This window comes from Saccharothrix sp. NRRL B-16348 (assembly GCF_001280085.1).
Classification (GTDB): domain Bacteria; phylum Actinomycetota; class Actinomycetes; order Mycobacteriales; family Pseudonocardiaceae; genus Actinosynnema.
The window spans coordinates 113,054-128,886 of sequence record NZ_LGED01000204.1 but is presented as its reverse complement, the minus strand read 5'-3'; the positions used below and the strand labels follow the sequence as shown (position 1 = coordinate 128,886).

The window sequence follows — 15,833 nt, the reverse complement described above, 5'->3', positions numbered from 1 at the left end:
GCCCCTGTCCTGCTCCCGTTGACCCGCCCGACCGCTGGCCGCCGACCCGGACCGGACTCGCCGGACTCGGCACGACCCGACCTCGCCGGCCGGAGCTGACCGCTCGCCCACACGGCGGACCCGATTGCTTGCCCGACACGGCCTACCCGACATCGCTTGCCGGCACTCGAGGACTGGAGCTGACCACGTGCTCATCGCGCACCTGAGCGACCCGCACCTGCGGACCGATGCCTTGGCCGCCGAACCGGCCGCGTCCTTGCACCGCGCGTTGGGGCGGGTGCTCGCGTTGGATCCCCGGCCGGATTGCGTGGTGATCACCGGCGACCTCACGGAGCACGGGAACGTTGGGGCGTATATGCAGTTGCGTGAGGTGATTGGTGCGTTTCCGCTGCCGTTGCACCTGACGACCGGCAACCACGACGACCCGGCGGCGTTGCTCGAGGTGTTCGGTGGGTCGTCCTTCCTCGGCGGCGGGATGTCGACGCACTACGCGGTGGCGCATCAGGGGTTCACGGTGGTCGTGCTGGATTCCTGGGTGGCGGACAGTCCGGCCGGGCACGTTGGCGACGAGCAGTTGTCGTGGCTGGACGACGTGCTCGCCCAGCGGCCTGACGTGCCCGCCTTCGTCTGCCTGCACCACCCGCCGGTGGCCGTGGGCATCCCGATGCTCGACGGCATGAGGCTGGATGACGGGGCGGCGTTGGGCGCGGTCCTCGCGAGGCACGGCAACGTGGCCCGCGTGCTGACCGGGCACGTGCACCGGGCGATCAGCGTGCCGTTCGCGGGCACGGCGGTGGCGGTGGCGCCCAGCACGTACCGCCAGACGTCGTTGACGCTCCGCGCCGACCGCCAGACCGGGTACCTCGCGGAGCCCACCGGGTTCCTGCTGCACGTCGCGACCGAGTCCGGGTTCGCCACGCACACGGTTGCGGTGAGTGAGGCGGGGGCGGTGATCGGGGCGTTCTGAAGGGGCGGGATTCACGGGATCGTGTGGGGGTCTGGTTGCAGAAAGTTCAGGCCCCGAAACACACGAACGGGCGACGCAGAGGGTCCGCGGCGGTGGCTTCGGCGAGGGCGTGGGACACCGGTTTGCCGTCCGCGAGGAGCTTGTGGAACGTCCCCATGGTCACCGCGGCGGCCCGGTCGCCCACCTGGTTGACCGCGGCCACGACGGTGCGCGACCCGCTCGCCAGCAGGGCGCCCGCGAAACCCAGCGCCTCGTCGCCCGGCCGGATGTGACTCAGCGCGAGGGAGCACGCGGCGAGGATCACTTGTTCGGGTGTGGTGCCGAGGCGGGCGGTCTCGTGGGCGAACAGCGGGCCGTCGACCAGCTCCAAGCGGGAGAACAGGGCGTTGTCGGCGACGTGCTCGCCGTGCGCCGCGATGTGCGCCAAACGGGCGCCGTCCAGGGCGGCCAGGACGTCACTCACCGCTTCCGCCGTCACCGCGTCGGGGTACGTGCCGCGCAGGTCGCTCACCTCGCCGACCACCTCGGGCAGGTTCGGCCCGGCGACCAGCACGACCCGCGTCGCCGACGTCCGCGCCGACCTCGCGTTCAGCCACGCGGTCGCCGACGGGGCTACCACGATCGGGCGTCCGTGCAGCGACGGCAGGCTGTTCCACGGCACCGCGTACAGGTCACCGGTCGGCACGACGACCAGCTCGCGCCGACCGATCAACCCCGCCAACGGCCCGAACAACGCCTCGTCCAACCGCTCCGCCCGCCGCGCCGCCGACGCCGTCACCGACGCCACGAGCAGCGGCGACAGGTGGTCCGGCCCGAGCACGTCCACGTCGGCGTGCAGCTGCCGCACCGACTCGAACACCTGCGCGGCACGCCCCAGCCGCACCAGCGTCGCCTCACCCGCCACCAGCACCACCGCCGACAGCACGTCACCGTGCGTCACGAAGCTCACCATCGCGCGTTCACCCAAAGCGGCACGCACCTCGGCCACCCCGCGCACCGGCCGCGGCCGGCCCCAGACGCTCGTGTGCCACCCGAGCCGAGCGACCTCGCGCTGCAACGCGTCCAGCCGCTCCTCCAGCTCCGCCACCGGCCGACCGTCCAACCGCGCCTGCTGCACCGCCCGCGACAACGACCGCGACTGCGCCACCCGCCGCGCCAGCACCGGGTCGTCGATCGCCGGCAACGGCTCGTACCGGTACACCTGAGCCCGCGTCCGCTCCAACCAGTCGAACGCCGCCTCCGCGTCGCCGTCGTGCTCCAGCACCAGCCCGACGGCGAGTTCGCCCAGCTCACGGCCGTGCACGGCGGTGCCGCACAGCAGGTCGAGACCACCCATCCGGTCACGGACGCGGCCCAGCTCGGCCAGGCCCTCCTCCGCCTCGCGCAACGCCGGCCCCGGCTCGCCGACGGCGACGGCCAACTCGGCGCGGCACAGCCGCAGCAGCATCCGGTGGTCGATCGGCGTGATGGGGCCCGGCGCCGGGACCTGGTCGAGCACCGTGCGCGCGGCCTTGGTGTCGCCGCGCCGGATCGCCATCCGCACCGCCAGGAGCCTGGCGACGGAGGCCTCGTCGGTCAGCCCGACGGCGGTCAACCGCTCGGCCAGCCGTGTCGCGCGGGCCGGCGTCACCCGCGCCGACGCACGGGTCGGGGGTGGGGTGACGGCGACGGGCAGTGCCGCTGATCGCGCCTGCGCCGGTACGAACGACCCGGTGCTGGCGACCCCGGTGCTGGCGACCCCGGTGCTGACGACCGCAGAGCTGACGACCGCTGAGGTGGGTGCGGCGTCGGAGGTGGGTGCGGCCCCGGACGCGGGAGCAGTGGCGGAGGTGGGTGCGGCCGCGGACGTGGGGGGAGCAGGGGCGGTGGTGGCGGAGGCGGAGGCGAAGTCGGCCCTCATGCGCATCAACGCCGCCAACTCGGCCCACGACTTGCTGCCACGTCGGCGGAACCGGCGTTGGGCCTGGTCGGCCAGTTGACGCGCGGTCGTCGGGTCGCCCTGCAGCAGGGCCGCGGCGGCACGGGCCAGTTCGGCTTCCGCCAGGTCCTGGCCGACGCGCCGCCGGCGCAGCACGACCAGCGCCTCGTCCAGGTGCCCGGCCGCCTCGTCCGCCAACCCCGCGGCCAGCAGCACGCGCGCCCGGTCGATCTGGGTCCGCGCCACCAGGTCCGGCGCCAGCAGCCGGAACACCCGTTCGGCCTGCTCGTGGTACGCCAACGCCCGCGGGATGTCACCCGTCAGGTGGGCGATGTCGCCGAGGTTCCCGAGCGCCTTCGCCTTCAGCAGCGGTAGATCCTCGGCCTCGGCCAGCTCGATCGCGCGCCGCATGTCCCGCTCCGCCGCCTCCGGCAGGCCGAACGCGATGGTGGTCAACCCGCGGTTCATGAGGGCCGTCGACAGGGTCGCGACACCGACCGCGCCGGACGCCCGCCCGGCCTCCAACTGCCGCACCGACTCGTCGTACAGCGCGATGGCCTCGGCGGTCCGCCCGGCCCGGTGCAGGATCAGGGCTTCCTGGTCCTTCACGATCGCCCGCAGGCCGACCGCGTCCGGGCCCTCGGGCAGCGTGGCGATCAGCTCGGCCGCCGTCCGCAGGCGCGCCAGGCCGTCCTCGACCGAGTCCGTCTCCGCCTCGCCGTACGACAGGGTGATCAGGACCCGGATGCGCACCGTGGTCACTTCGACGCTCGACGACGTCACCGGCAGTGCACGGAGCGCTCGGCGCAGGAGCGTCACCGCCTCGGCCGGACGACCGCCCGACGCCGCCCGGAACGCCTTTTTGTGCAGGTCAACCGCCATTTCGAGATCATTCGAAGTGCGTTGGGAGACCGACAGGGCAGCACGAGACACGGACACGTCCTTAATGCCAGCACACAGAACGTGTCCGAGAAGCCGTCTAGTGGATGCTATCCCTCAGCCGAACGGGTTACTCTCCGTGAGTCCACGATCGGTCGACGCACCGTGACGCCGTCCTGGAGCCGTCTGGCGGAACCGTCCCTACAACATGATCGTCGGTGTCACGACCGTCCGCCCCGGCTCGCCACGCGAGTTCACCAGGTGCACCACGATCTGCGTGGTGCCGGCGGGCACGTCGGACAGCACGAACCGGCCACCGTCGTCTGCCTTGGTGGTGCTCGACTCGTGCTCGGCCACCCTCACCTCGACGGTGTGCTCACCCGCGGGCACGAGCCAGCCGTCGATGCGGTGCCGTGCGCCGATGGAGGTGAAGTTCACCATCAACGTCAGGTTGTCCACGGTGAACGTGATGGTGCCGGGGCTGCCCCCGCGCACGCCGGCGAACGAGCCCGCGCGTTCCCAGCGGGCCACCTCGACGTCCAGGTTCTCCAGTGCCACCGCGAACTGGATGCGTTCGACGAGCCCCGGTGGGGGCGCGTCCAACTCGTACACCAGGCGGTTCAGTTCAGTGAGGACAGCGGTGTCCTCTTGGCCTCTGCGGTCATTGCGCGGGTCGATGTCGTTCACCGCGATCCTCCTTCCGCGTCGAGATGTGTGCGCAGCATGGTCAGGCACCGACCCCGGGTGGGGCCGATGCTGCCGCGCGGCATGGACAGTGCTTCGGCGACCGCGCGGTACTCCGCCCGGCCGGCCAGCACGGTGAGCCGCAGAAGTTCCTGGCACTTCTGCGACAAACGGCCGAAGGCCCGCCACAGCCGGTGGTCCCGGTCGTCGACCAGGGCGGCGTCCTCGGGCAGGCCGTACTCGCTTTCCAGTTGTTCCGCCAGCTCGTCGCTCAGCGCCGCTTCACGACGGGCGGGTGTCCAGGTCCGTTGGGCCTCGCGGCGCGTCGCGACGACGAGCCACCCGGCCAGCGCCCGCGGCTCGACCAGCCGGTCGAGGTGCCGCAGCAGCGCGAGCCAGACCGTCTGCACCACGTCCTCGGCGGTGCTGCGGTCCAGCCCGTGTCCTCGGGCGACGTGCCACACCAGTGGCGTCAGGTCGGCGACCAGCACGTCCAGGGCCCTGCGGTCCCCGTCGCGGGCGGCGACGACACAGGCCGCGTGCCGGTCCGTCCCGTCGAGCCCCTCCCACGGTGGGCGCTCACCGGCTGTGCGCAGTTCTCCCACGTCGTCACCTCCTTCTCGGCGTCCCCCAGCCGAAGCTGATCGTCACACACCTTCGCCGCCACCGGGCGGCGGCGGTCCGCGATGCCCCCCTCGCACCGCGGACCGCCTCCCCCCAATTGCGGGCGACCTCCGATCGGCACCCCTCGAAGCCGACCGACTGCCACCCCTTCCTCCCCCAGAGGTTCAGTTGCGGGTCACGGGCGTGGCGTCGAGGTCCACCGGGACGCTGTGCGTCTGGTGGTGGCCGGTCGGCGTCACGGGTGGCACGTCGTGCAGGTCGTCCTTCGGGTCGAGCTCGCCGACCAGTTCCTCGTCGCCCGCGAACTGCTGTTCCAGTTCCACGGGATCGAGCTCGTCGACGCCAGGCGGATTGGCGGTCATGCGGCCTCCTCAGTCGGGGTGAGGACCGGTCATTAGGTAAGGAGTGAGTAGTTCTACGCGAGATACATGCGGTCGTTTTAACAGTTCACTCCTGACGACGACGGCCGCTCGCGGGCTATGGTCCAGACCATGCTCGAGGTCATCGCACTGGACGCCGTCGACGCCGAGGCCGCGCAGGCCGGCGGCGCGCACCGGCTGGAACTCACCGTCGACATGGCCGCGGACGGGCTGACGCCGCCGGTCGCCGTGCTGCGGGACGTGCTCTCCGCGACCGACCTGCCGGTCCGGGTCATGCTGCGCGACGCGCCCGGTTTCGCGCCCGGCGACCTGGCCGGGCTGCGGCGTGCCGCGGCGGCGCTGCGCGCGGCGGGCGCGACGGAGTTCGTGCTCGGCTTCCTCGGCGCCGACGGGCGGGTGGACGAGGCGGCGTGCGCGGCGCTGGTCGCCGAGTTGGACGGGTGCGCGTGGACGTTCCACCGGGCGCTGGACAACTCGGCGGACCCCGAGGCGGCGTGGACCGTCGTGGGTGGACTGGGCTGCGACACGGTGCTCGCGGCCGGCAGCGCGCGCGGCGTCGCCGACGGCCTCGGGGTGCTGGCACGGTTGGCCGCACGGCAGGACCCGGTCCGGCTGCTGGTGGGCGGCGGGCTCAAGGCCGAGCACGTCGCGCCGCTGAAAGCCGTTGGCGTCACGGGGTTCCACGTCGGCGGCGCGGTGCGGCCAGGCGGCTGGGACGCCCCGGTGTCCGCCGACGCCGTCCGGACCTGGGCGAATCTGGTCTAGACCCTTGCCGCCGCGGACATTAGCATCGCCGTTGCTTCCCGTGAAATAGCCGTTGCACATCACGCAACACGGGACACCTGAAGGGTGGGCGAGATGCGGTTCGCAGTAGCAGCCGTCGTGGGCGCCGTCGTGCTGGCCGGGTGCGCCCCGGTCCAGTCCGGCTCGGCGCCCACCGGTGGTGACGAGCAGGCGGGGCAGCTGAGGGTCTGGCTGTTCGACGAGGTCAACCGGGGTCCGAAGGAAGCGGTCGTCAAGGAGGCGATCACCGAGTTCGAGCAGGCGCACCAAGGCGTCACGGTCGACGTCCAGTACATCCAGGTGCAGACCCGCGCCGAGCGGTTCAAGGCCGCGTTCAGCGACCCCAAGAGCGCGCCCGACGTCGCCGAGTTCGGCAACACCGACCTGGCGGGCTACGTCGCGGGCGGCGGGTTCGCCGACCTCGACCTCGGCGACTGGCCCGAGGCGAAGGACCTGCTGCCCGCCGTCCTCGACACCGGCAAGGTGGACGGCAAGGTCTACGGCGTGCCCTGGTACGTCGGCGTGCGCGCGCTCTACTACCGCACCGACGTCTTCCAGGAGCTGAACCTCCAGCCACCGGCCACGTTGGACGAGATCGCGCCGCTCGCCCGCCGGATCCGCGCCGCCAAACCGGACCTGCTCGGCATCTCCGCGGGCGGCAAGTACACCTACGGCGCGATGCCGTTCGTCTGGGCCAACGGCGGCGACATCGCCCGCAAGGACGGCGACAAGTACGTCGCCGCGATCGACAGCGCCGAGTCCAAGGCGGGCCTGCGCCAGTACACCGAGCTGATCGCGGACGACATCTGCCCGCCGGCCCAGTGCGCGGGCAACGGCGGCGACGCCAGCGTCGAGGCGTTCCGCGCGGGCAAGGCGGCGATGGTCGTCGGCGGCGACTTCAACCGCAAGTCGGTCGACGCCTCCACCGCCGCGGGCAAGTACGCGGTCGTGCCGCTGCCGGGCAAGAAGGCCGGTGAGATCGCGCCGGCGTTCGCGGGCGGCAACCTGCTCGGGGTGATGAAGGGCAGCGAGCGCAGGACGCTGGCCAACCAGTTCGTGCGGCTGCTGGGCGGCAAGGAGTACCAGCGGAAGATGTTCGACGCGATGGGCAACCTGCCGACGTTCGGCGACGTGCAGGCCGAGGTGGCGAAGGCCAACCCGGTGCTGGAGCCGTTCATCGAGACCCTGGAGGCGGGCACGCGGTTCGTGCCGGTCACCCCGAACTGGGCCAAGATCGACGCCCAGGCCGTGCTGCCCACGCTGTTGCAGCAGGTCGCCGCCGGTGGCGAAGACCTCGACAAGGCCGCCGAGGACGCGGCCGACCAGATGAACGCCGCCTTCGGCTCGTGACGATGCGGACGGCCAAGGGCGACGGGCGGATCGCGTTCGCCTACCTCGTCCCGGCGCTGCTGGTGCTGGTCGGGCTGATGGGCTACCCGATCTACCAGCTCGTGCTGATCTCCCTGTTCGACTACGGCCAGGAGCAGGTCAGCGGTGGCGCGCCGCTGACCTTCCTCGGCCTGGGCAACTACGCGACCCTGCTGTCGCAGAGCAGGTTCTGGGCCGTGCTCGGGCAGACGGTCGGGTTCGCCGCGGTGTGCGTGGTCGGCACCCTGCTGGTCGGCGCCGCGCTCGCGGTGCTGGCCACCAGGGTCCGCACGTGGGCGCGGATGGCGCTGTTCCTGGCCGCGCTCGGCGCGTGGGCGACGCCGACGGTGGCCGGGTCCACGATCTGGCTGTTCCTGTTCGACGCCAACTTCGGGTTCGTCAACGAGGTGCTCGGCACCACCGGGCTGTCCTGGACCTACGACAAGTGGTTGGCGTTCGGGCTGGTCGCGGCGCAGGTGATCTGGTGCTCGTTCCCGTTCGTCATGGTCACCCTGTACGCGGGGATCAAGGCGATCCCGGGCGAGGTGCTGGAGGCCGCCGCGCTGGACGGCGCGTCCACGACCAGGACGGCGACCAGCGTGATCCTGCCGCTGCTGCGGCCGCTGCTGATCGTGGTGACGATCCAGTCGATCATCTGGGACTTCAAGGTGTTCACCCAGATCTACATCATGACCAACGGCGGCGGCATCGCGGGCCGCAACCTGGTGCTCAACGTCTACGCCTACCAGCAGGCGTTCGCCGCCTCCGAGTACGGGCTGGGCGCGAGCATCGGCGTGGTGACGACGGTGTTGCTGCTGCTCGTCACCCTCGGCTACCTGCGTGCGCTGCGGCGGAGCGGGGAGGCGCTGTGAACCGGCGGGTGTCGCGGGGGCTGGCGGAAGCGGTCACGGTCGTCGTCGCGGCCGTGGTGGCGTTCCCGCTGTACTGGATGGCGTTGACGGCGGTGAAGCCCGAGTCGGAGGTGATCTCGGCCGACCCGAGGCCGTGGACGCTCGCGCCGACGCTCGACAGCTTCGTGCGCGCGTTGACCGTGCAGAGCTTCGGCCGCTACCTGCTCAACAGCGTGGTGGTGGCGGTCGCGGTGGTGCTGCTCAGCCTGCTGATCTCGTTCCTGGCGGCCACCGCGCTGACCCGGTTCCGGTTCCGCGGCCGCACCACGATGCTGATCATGCTGCTGGTGGTGCAGATGGTGCCGGTCGAGGCGTTGACCATCCCGCTGTTCTTCCTCATGCAGTCGGTGCGGGACGTGGCGCCGGTGTTCGGGCTGAACCACCTCGGCTCGCTGGTGCTGGTGCACCTCGCGTTCAGCCTGCCGTTCGCGATCTGGATGCTGCGCGGGTTCGTCGCGGCCGTGCCGGTGGAGCTGGAGGAGGCGGCGACGCTGGACGGCGCGTCCCGCTTCCGCTTCCTGTGGCAGGTGCTGTTCCCGCTGGTGGCGCCCGGTCTGGTGGCGACCAGCGTGCTGTCGTTCATCCACGCGTGGAATGATTTCCTGTTCGCGAAGACGTTCATCATCTCGGCGGCGGAGAACCAGACGCTGCCGCTGGCGCTGCAGGTGTTCGTGAAACCCGATCAGAACGACTGGGGGGCGATCATGGCCGGTTCGACGTTGATGACGATCCCGGTGCTGGTGTTCTTCATCCTGGTGCAGCGCCGGTTGGTCGCGGGCCTGGCCGGGGCGGTGAAGTCGTGATCCTGCCGCGTCCCGTGTCGTTCGCCCGCGGTGACGGTGAGGTGCCGTTCGACGGCACGTTCCAGGTCACGCGGGAGGCCGGACCCGCCGAGGGGTACCGGCTGTCGGTGTCCGCGGCCGGCGTGCGGGTTTCGGCGTCCGACGACGCCGGGGAGTTCTACGCGCGGCAGACGTTGCGGCAGCTGAGCGGCCCGGCGGCGTTCCGCGCGGTGCCTCCCGGCGTGGTGACGCTGCCGGTGTGCGAGATCGAGGACCACCCGCGGTTCGCGTGGCGCGGCGTGATGCTCGACGTGGCGCGGCACTTCCTGCCCAAGCACGACCTGCTGCGGTACGTCGACCTGCTGGCCGTGCACAAGCTGAACGTCCTGCACCTGCACCTGACCGACGACCAGGGTTGGCGGTTCGAGTCCCGGAAGTTCCCCCGGCTGCACGAGGTCGGCGGCTGGCGGCCCGACTCGCGGTTCGGCGACCGGCGTGCCGGCGGGATGGCCGGGCGGCCCCACGGCGGCTACTACACCCAGGACGACCTGCGGGAAGTCGTCGCGTACGCGGCGCAGCGGCACATCGCGGTGGTGCCGGAGATCGACGTGCCGGGGCACGGCCAGGCGGCCATCGCGGCGTACCCGGAGCTGGGTGTGTCCGGCGGCGGCGTGTGGACGGACTGGGGGATCAACCCGAACGTGCTGCGGGCCGACGAGTCCACAGTGGACTTCTACCGGCAGGTGTTCGACGAGCTGCTGGACGTGTTCCCGTCCGAGGTCGTCGGGCTGGGCGGGGACGAGGCCGAGGGCGGCGACGGCCGGTTCGTCCGCCGCATCGCCCAACACCTGCACCGACGGGGGCGGCGGCCGTTCGGGTGGGACGAGGTGCTCGGCGTCGGACCCCTGCCGACCCGCACGATCGTCGCGTCGTGGCGCGGCGAGGAAGCCGGCCTGACCGCGCTGGACCGCGGCCACGACGTGGTGATGTGCCCTGAAAAGCACGTCTACCTGGACTACCGGCAGTCCGACCACCCCGACGAGCCGATCCCCGTCGGCACCGTCACGACCCTGGAGGACGTCTACCGGTACGAGCCCGCGGCCGCGGACCGGGTGCTCGGCGCGCAGGCGAACCTGTGGACCGAACACCTCGACTCGCCGCGGCGCCTCGACTACGCCGCGTTCCCCCGGCTGAGCGCGTTCGCCGAGGTCGTCTGGAGCCCCGCCGGACGTGACGTGGCGGAGTTCCTGACCCGGCTGGCCGAGCACCACCTGCCGCGGCTCGACGCGCTCGGCGTCGAGTACCGCCCCCTGGACGGCCCCCGGCCGTGGCAGGCGCTCCCGGGCGTGCCCGGTCATCCGCGGTGATCAGGCCTCTTCGGGCATGAGGATCCAGCAGGCGAGGTAGAGGATCGCGCCGGCGCCGAACCCGAAGAGGGTGGCGGCGACCAGCAGGATGCGGACCAGCGCCGCGTCCACGCCGAGCAGCTTGGCGACGCCGCCGCACACGCCCGCGACCATCTTGTCGGTCCGGCTGCGGCGGAGCTTCTTGACCTTGTCGGTGGCTTGGTTGAGCACGTCGTTCGTCATGTCCCAAGAGTGCGCCGCAAGGGGTCTTCGGGGCATCGGGGACGCACCCTGACTTCACCCGGAGCCCTGCTCTCAGGGTGTCACGAGGACTTTGCCCCTGAGGTCGCCCGCCTCGGCCCGGCGGTGGAGTTCCGGCAGGTCGGCCAGGCCGTGCCGTTCGGACACGTCGACCACGACGACACCTCGGTCGACCAGGCCGACGAGCGCGGTGAGCTGCGCCGGGTCGAAGCGGGTGACGAAGTGGGCGTCCGGCGCGTCGCTCAGGGTCGCGGAGACGACGACGCCGCCCAGCCGGGCCACTTCGGCGTCCGCGACGAGGTTGAGGACGACGTCGAACCGCCCCGTGGGCCCGTACCCGACGACCTCGTCCGCGCCCAGCGCCCGCACGACGTCGGCACTGCGCGGGGACGCGGTGGCGGTGACGTGCGCGCCCGCGTGCTTGGCCAGCTGCACCGCGAACCCGCCGATGCCGCCGCCCGCGCCGTTGACCAGGACCCGGTGGCCCGGCCGGACGTGCCCGTGCTCGAACACCATCTGCCACGCGCTGAGCCCGGCCAGGGGGAGGACGGCGGCATCGGCCAACGGGATGGCGCGGGGTGCGGGGACGAGTCGGTCGGGGGTGGTGACCGCGTACTCGGCCGCGGCGCCGTCGATCCAGCCGACCACCGGTTCGCCGGCGACCGTGCCGGCCACGTCCCAGCCCAGCGTGTGCGGCAGGGCGAGGTCGAACACGCCCGCCCGCACCGCGACCTCGGTCGGGTTGAACGAGGTCGCGGCCACCTCCACCAGCACCTCGCCCGGGCCGGGCTCGGGGATCGGGACGTCGTCGACCACGATCACGTCCGGCCGACCGTGTGCATGGATCCGTGCGCTCTTCACGGTGTCGAACGTAGGCCCGGCGCGGAAGACGATCCATGTCTGGAGATCCTGCATTCATGTTTAATCGTCTTCGTGGACGTGCTCAGCGACGTGATCGCGGTGATGCGCACCGGTCGGCCCGTCGCCGCGCGGGTGGCGTGGGAGGAGCCGTGGGGGCAGCGGTTCGCGCCGGTGCCGGGCGCGTCCGGGTTCCAGGTGGTGCTGGAGGGCACGTGCTGGCTCCTGCGTGATCACGCCGAGCCGGTCGAGCTGCGCGCGGGCGACGTCGTGTTCCTGCCCGACGGCCGGGGCCACGCGCTCGCGGGCAGTCCCACGACGCCGGTGACCAGCGTGCCGTGCGACCCGAACGACCCGGACTTCGCCGCCGACCACCCCGTGCCCGCGAACCCGACCACTGTCACGTTGTGCGGCGCGTACGAGCTGGACCACGTCCACCCGCTGCTGCGGGACCTGCCGGACACCGTGCTCGTCTCCGGCCCCGAACTGCACGCCGCCGTCACCCTCCTCGCCGGCGAGCTCGAACGCCCGCGCCTGGGCTCCGACGCCCTCGTCCCGGCGCTGCTCGACACGCTCCTGCTCTACCTGCTGCGCACGTGGTTCGCCGGTAACCCGGAGACCACCGGCTGGGCCGCCGCGCTCAACGACCCCGTCATCGCCACCGCCCTGCACCACGTCCACCGCGATCCCGCGCACCCGTGGACGGTGGCCGGCCTCGCCGCGACCGCCGGCCTGTCCCGCGCGCCGTTCGCCAAGCGCTTCACCGCGCTGGTGGGCCAACCACCGCTGACCTACCTGACGTGGTGGCGCATGACCACCGCCGCCCGCCTGCTGAGGGACACGGACGAGCCTTTGGCGCGGATCGCCGGCCAGGTCGGCTACACGTCGGAGTTCGCCTTCGCCGCCGCGTTCAAGCGCGCCCACGGCACAGCACCGGGCCGCTACCGGCGCTTAGGCTCGACCCTGTGACTCCGGAGGAGCTTGTCGCCGAACTGGACCGCGTCGGCTACCTGCCCGACCAGGGCATCGCGACCGCCGCCTACCTGGCGTTGCGCATGCACCGGCCGCTGTTCTGCGAAGGCGAGCCGGGCACCGGCAAGACGTCCCTGGCCCTCGCGCTCGCCCGAGCCCTCGACCTGCCCCTGATCCGGCTCCAGTGCCACGAGGGCATCGACGCGTCCCAAGCCCTCTACGACTGGGACTTCCCGCGCCAGCTCCTGCACCTGCGCGCCCTCGAAGCCGCCGGACCCGTCGACGCCGAGCAGGCCGAAGCCTCCCTCTACACCCGCCGCTTCCTCCTCGCCCGCCCGCTCCTCCAAGCCCTCGAAGACGCGCCGTGCGTACTGCTCGTGGACGAAGTGGACCGGGCCGACGACGAGTTCGAGGCGTTCCTCCTCGAAGTGCTCGGCGAGAACTCGGTGACGATTCCCGAACTGGGCCGCATCACCGCGACCACCCCGCCGCTGGTCGTCCTCACGTCCAACCGCACCCGCGAGGTGCACGACGCGCTCAAGCGCCGCTGCCTCTACCACTGGCTGGAACACCCCGACCTGGCCCGCGAGGTCGCCATCCTCCGCCGCAGGCTGCCGGGCGTCACCGAACGCCTCGCGCACCAGGTCGCGTCAGCCGTGCGGCGGTTGCGCGACCTCGACCTCCTCAAACCGCCGGGTGTCGCGGAGTCCCTCGACTGGGCGGAAGCCCTGCTCACGCTGGGCCGGACGGAACTGGACGCGGAAACGGCGGCGATCACGCTCGGTGCGGTCCTCAAGTACCGGGAGGACGCCCGGCGCGCCCTGTCGGCCGGTGTGCTCAGCAGCGTGACCGGGAGCACAATCGTGGGATGACGGGAGCCGGGGCGTCGACCGGGCTCGTGGGGTTCGCCCGCGCGCTCAGGCACGGCGGCGTCGCGTGCGGGCACGAGCGGGTGCAGGCGTTCGTCGCGGCGGTCGGCCACCTGGACGTCGCACGGCGTGAGGACGTGTACTGGGCGGGCCGGGTGACGTTGTGCGGCGAGCCCGACGACCTGCCCCGGTACGACGCGGCGTTCGCGGCCTGGTTCGGCGGGGTGCCGCCCGTGCCGCCGGCGGCACGCGCCCGGCAGACCAGTCACCTGGCGGCCCTCGGCAACGGCGCGGCGAGGCGCGACCGGCCCGCGCCCACGCTCAAGGTCGCGGCCAGTGACGTGGAAGTGTTGCGGCGCAAGGACATCGCCGCGCTCAGCCCCGCCGAGAAACGGCACCTGAACGAGCTGCTGGCCGTCCTCGACCCCGTCCCGCCGACGAGGCGCGCCCTGCGTCGGACACCGGCACGGCGAGGCGCGATCGACGCCCGCCGCACCCTCAAGGACATGCTCGCCACCGGTGAGACGACCCGGCCGCGCCACCGCCGCCGCGCCACCCGTCCCCGCAAGGTCGTGCTGCTGATCGACGTCTCCGGCTCGATGAAGCCCTACGCCGACGCGCTCCTCCGCTTCGCGCACGTCGTCGCCCGCCGCATGCCCGTCGAGGTCTGCACGCTCGGCACCCGCCTGACCCGCGTCACCCGCCAGCTCCGCCACCGCGACCCCGAACAAGCGCTGGCCGCCGCCGCCCGCGCCGTCCCCGACTACGAGGGCGGCACCCGGCTCGGCGAGACGATCAAGGTCTTCCTGGACCGCTGGGGACAGCGCGGGGCGGCACGGCGGGCCGTCGTCGTCATCTGCTCGGACGGCTGGGAACGCGGCGACACGGCCCTGCTCGCCGAGCAGGCACAACGGCTGAAACGCCTGGCCCACAAGGTCGTCTGGGTCAACCCGCACGCCGGCCACGACGGGTACGAGCCGGTGCAGTCCGGCATCGCCGCCGTCCTGCCGCACCTGGACCGGCTGCTCGCCGGCCACAGCCTCGACACCCTGCACGCCCTGCTGGAGGAGGTCCGACTTGCGTGATGTCCTCGCCGAACTGGCGGCCCGTGTCGACCGTGGCGAGACGGTCGGCGTCGGCACGGTGGTCGCCACGTTCAGCTCCGCGCCCCGCCCGCCCGGCGCGGCGATGCTGGTCGGCGCGGACGGCGCCGTCGTCGGCAGCGTCTCCGGCGGCTGCGTCGAGGGCGCGGTCTACGAACTGGCGCAAGAGGTGGTGCGGGGGAACCAGCCGGTCCTCCAGCGCTACGGCGTGACCGACGACGACGCGTTCGCCGTGGGCCTGACCTGCGGCGGGATCATCGACGTCTACGTGGAGCCGGTCAACCGGCAGACGTTCCCCGAACTGCCCGAGGTGCTGGAAACGGTCCGGGCGCAGGAGCCGGTGGCCATCGCCACGGTCGTGGAGCACCCGGAGTGGGTGGGCCGGCGGGTGGTCGTCCGGCCCGACCGCGCCACCGGCGACCTCCCGTCGGCGAGGGCCCGGGACGCGATCACCGACGACGCCCGCGGCCTGCTCGCCACCGGCCGCAGCGGCACCCTGCACTACGGGCCCGACGGCCAGCGGCGCGGCGAGGGCATGACGGTGTTCGTGAACTCGTTCGAGCCGCCACCCCGGATGCTGGTGTTCGGCGCGATCGACTTCGCCGCCGCCGTGGCCAAGCTCGGCGCGTTCCTCGGCTACCGCGTCACGGTGTGCGACGCGCGCCCGGTGTTCGCCACCAAGAGCCGGTTCCCCGAGGCCGACGAGGTGGTCGTCGACTGGCCGCACCGCTACCTCGCCGCGCAGGCCGACGCCGGGAAGCTGGACGAGCGCACGGTGGTCGCCGTGCTCACCCACGACCCGAAGTTCGACGTGCCGCTGCTGGAGGTCGCACTCCGGCTCAAGCTCGGCTACGTCGGCGCGATGGGTTCCCGCCGCACGCACGACGACCGGCTGCGGAGGCTGCGCGAGGCGGGCCTGTCCGAGGGCGAGCTGGCCGGGCTCGCGTCCCCGATCGGCCTCGACCTGGGCGCCCGCACGCCCGAGGAGACGGCGGTGTCGATCGCCGCGGAGATCATCGCGCTGCGCTGGGGCGGGGGAGGTGAGCGGCTGGCCCGTACGGACGGCTCCATCCACAAGTGAGGGGGTTGTTTGACGAGACAACAAAGAGCAGTCTCGGCTGTGACCCC

General features: G+C 72.4%; 16 protein-coding genes. 10 read left to right on the top strand and 6 right to left on the bottom strand.

Annotated features, from left to right (window positions below; genetic code table 11):
- Window positions 1-187: 187 nt before the first annotated feature.
- Entirely contained in the window at window positions 188-967 is a 780-nt protein-coding gene (locus ADK67_RS23735) for a phosphodiesterase (RefSeq protein WP_053718678.1), read from the top strand.
- 46 nt (window positions 968-1,013) lie between these two features.
- On the opposite strand, the gene ADK67_RS51130 is transcribed toward ADK67_RS23735, so the two are convergent.
- The 4 genes from ADK67_RS51130 to ADK67_RS23715 all read right to left on the bottom strand — a co-directional run bounded on the left by ADK67_RS51130 (window position 1,014) and on the right by ADK67_RS23715 (window position 5,434).
- Window positions 1,014-3,767 carry a CHAT domain-containing protein gene (locus ADK67_RS51130; RefSeq protein WP_053718677.1) on the bottom strand — a complete coding sequence of 918 codons (2,754 nt, stop codon included), beginning with the start codon at window positions 3,765-3,767 and terminating at the stop codon, window positions 1,014-1,016.
- Between the two features lie 198 nt (window positions 3,768-3,965).
- Window positions 3,966-4,388 carry a carboxypeptidase regulatory-like domain-containing protein gene (locus ADK67_RS23725; protein ID WP_268997141.1) on the bottom strand — a complete coding sequence of 141 codons (423 nt, stop codon included), beginning with the start codon at window positions 4,386-4,388 and terminating at the stop codon, window positions 3,966-3,968.
- Between the two features lie 59 nt (window positions 4,389-4,447).
- Window positions 4,448-5,053 carry an RNA polymerase sigma factor gene (locus ADK67_RS23720; RefSeq protein WP_053718676.1) on the bottom strand — a complete coding sequence of 202 codons (606 nt, stop codon included), beginning with the start codon at window positions 5,051-5,053 and terminating at the stop codon, window positions 4,448-4,450.
- A 183-nt stretch (window positions 5,054-5,236) separates the two neighbouring features.
- Complete coding sequence (locus tag ADK67_RS23715; RefSeq protein WP_053718675.1) at window positions 5,237-5,434, bottom strand: hypothetical protein; 198 nt, start codon at window positions 5,432-5,434, stop codon at window positions 5,237-5,239.
- Window positions 5,435-5,563: 129 nt separating this feature from the next.
- On the opposite strand from ADK67_RS23715, the gene ADK67_RS23710 reads away from it, so the two are divergent.
- From ADK67_RS23710 to ADK67_RS23690, 5 genes are all read left to right on the top strand, one after another.
- A complete protein-coding gene (locus ADK67_RS23710; RefSeq protein WP_231648331.1) occupies window positions 5,564-6,217 on the top strand; it encodes a copper homeostasis protein CutC in 654 nt (217 codons plus the stop codon).
- Window positions 6,218-6,310: 93 nt separating this feature from the next.
- Window positions 6,311-7,585, top strand: coding sequence for an extracellular solute-binding protein (locus ADK67_RS23705; RefSeq protein WP_053718698.1), 1,275 nt, complete (start codon window positions 6,311-6,313; stop codon window positions 7,583-7,585).
- A gap of 2 nt (window positions 7,586-7,587) precedes the next feature.
- Window positions 7,588-8,475 carry a carbohydrate ABC transporter permease gene (locus tag ADK67_RS23700; protein WP_053718697.1) on the top strand — a complete coding sequence of 296 codons (888 nt, stop codon included), beginning with the start codon at window positions 7,588-7,590 and terminating at the stop codon, window positions 8,473-8,475.
- On the top strand, window positions 8,472-9,317 hold the full coding sequence (locus ADK67_RS23695) for a carbohydrate ABC transporter permease (RefSeq protein WP_053718673.1): 846 nt from the start codon (window positions 8,472-8,474) through the stop codon (window positions 9,315-9,317). The genes ADK67_RS23700 and ADK67_RS23695 overlap by 4 nt, the downstream gene beginning before the upstream one ends.
- The gene (locus ADK67_RS23690; protein WP_082403709.1) at window positions 9,314-10,663 is read left to right on the top strand and encodes a beta-N-acetylhexosaminidase; all 1,350 of its coding nucleotides are present in this window, start codon (window positions 9,314-9,316) and stop codon (window positions 10,661-10,663) included. The genes ADK67_RS23695 and ADK67_RS23690 overlap by 4 nt, the downstream gene beginning before the upstream one ends.
- Here the strand turns inward: ADK67_RS23690 and ADK67_RS23685 are convergent, their stop codons facing one another.
- Both ADK67_RS23685 and ADK67_RS23680 read right to left on the bottom strand, forming a co-directional pair.
- Window positions 10,664-10,885 (bottom strand): PspC domain-containing protein, encoded by a 222-nt coding sequence (locus ADK67_RS23685; protein ID WP_053718672.1) that lies wholly within the window; start codon window positions 10,883-10,885, stop codon window positions 10,664-10,666.
- 72 nt (window positions 10,886-10,957) lie between these two features.
- Entirely contained in the window at window positions 10,958-11,764 is an 807-nt protein-coding gene (locus ADK67_RS23680; protein ID WP_053718695.1) for an NADP-dependent oxidoreductase, read from the bottom strand.
- Between the two features lie 72 nt (window positions 11,765-11,836).
- Between ADK67_RS23680 and ADK67_RS23675 the strand changes: the two genes are divergently transcribed.
- From ADK67_RS23675 to ADK67_RS23660, 4 genes are read left to right on the top strand one after another with little or no spacing between them, the layout of a single operon-like run.
- On the top strand, window positions 11,837-12,730 hold the full coding sequence (locus ADK67_RS23675; protein ID WP_053718671.1) for an AraC family transcriptional regulator: 894 nt from the start codon (window positions 11,837-11,839) through the stop codon (window positions 12,728-12,730).
- A complete protein-coding gene (locus ADK67_RS23670; protein WP_053718670.1) occupies window positions 12,727-13,605 on the top strand; it encodes an AAA family ATPase in 879 nt (292 codons plus the stop codon). Before ADK67_RS23675 ends, ADK67_RS23670 begins: the two co-directional genes overlap by 4 nt.
- Entirely contained in the window at window positions 13,602-14,687 is a 1,086-nt protein-coding gene (locus ADK67_RS23665) for a vWA domain-containing protein (RefSeq protein WP_053718669.1), read from the top strand. The genes ADK67_RS23670 and ADK67_RS23665 overlap by 4 nt, the downstream gene beginning before the upstream one ends.
- On the top strand, window positions 14,680-15,786 hold the full coding sequence (locus ADK67_RS23660) for an XdhC family protein (protein WP_053718668.1): 1,107 nt from the start codon (window positions 14,680-14,682) through the stop codon (window positions 15,784-15,786). Before ADK67_RS23665 ends, ADK67_RS23660 begins: the two co-directional genes overlap by 8 nt.
- Window positions 15,787-15,833: the final 47 nt, after the last annotated feature.

Bases quoted from the DNA above. Each gene is read 5' to 3' on its own strand.
- ADK67_RS51130 (WP_053718677.1), bottom strand. From the start codon at position 3,767: ATGGCGGTTGACCTGCACAAAAAGGCGTTCCGGGCGGCGTCGGGCGGT.
- ADK67_RS23700 (WP_053718697.1), top strand. From the start codon at position 7,588: ATGCGGACGGCCAAGGGCGACGGGCGGATCGCGTTCGCCTACCTCGTC.
- ADK67_RS23705 (WP_053718698.1), top strand. From the start codon at position 6,311: ATGCGGTTCGCAGTAGCAGCCGTCGTGGGCGCCGTCGTGCTGGCCGGG.
- ADK67_RS23710 (WP_231648331.1), top strand. From the start codon at position 5,564: ATGCTCGAGGTCATCGCACTGGACGCCGTCGACGCCGAGGCCGCGCAG.
- ADK67_RS23685 (WP_053718672.1), bottom strand. From the start codon at position 10,885: ATGACGAACGACGTGCTCAACCAAGCCACCGACAAGGTCAAGAAGCTC.
- ADK67_RS23665 (WP_053718669.1), top strand. From the start codon at position 13,602: ATGACGGGAGCCGGGGCGTCGACCGGGCTCGTGGGGTTCGCCCGCGCG.
- ADK67_RS23715 (WP_053718675.1), bottom strand. From the start codon at position 5,434: ATGACCGCCAATCCGCCTGGCGTCGACGAGCTCGATCCCGTGGAACTG.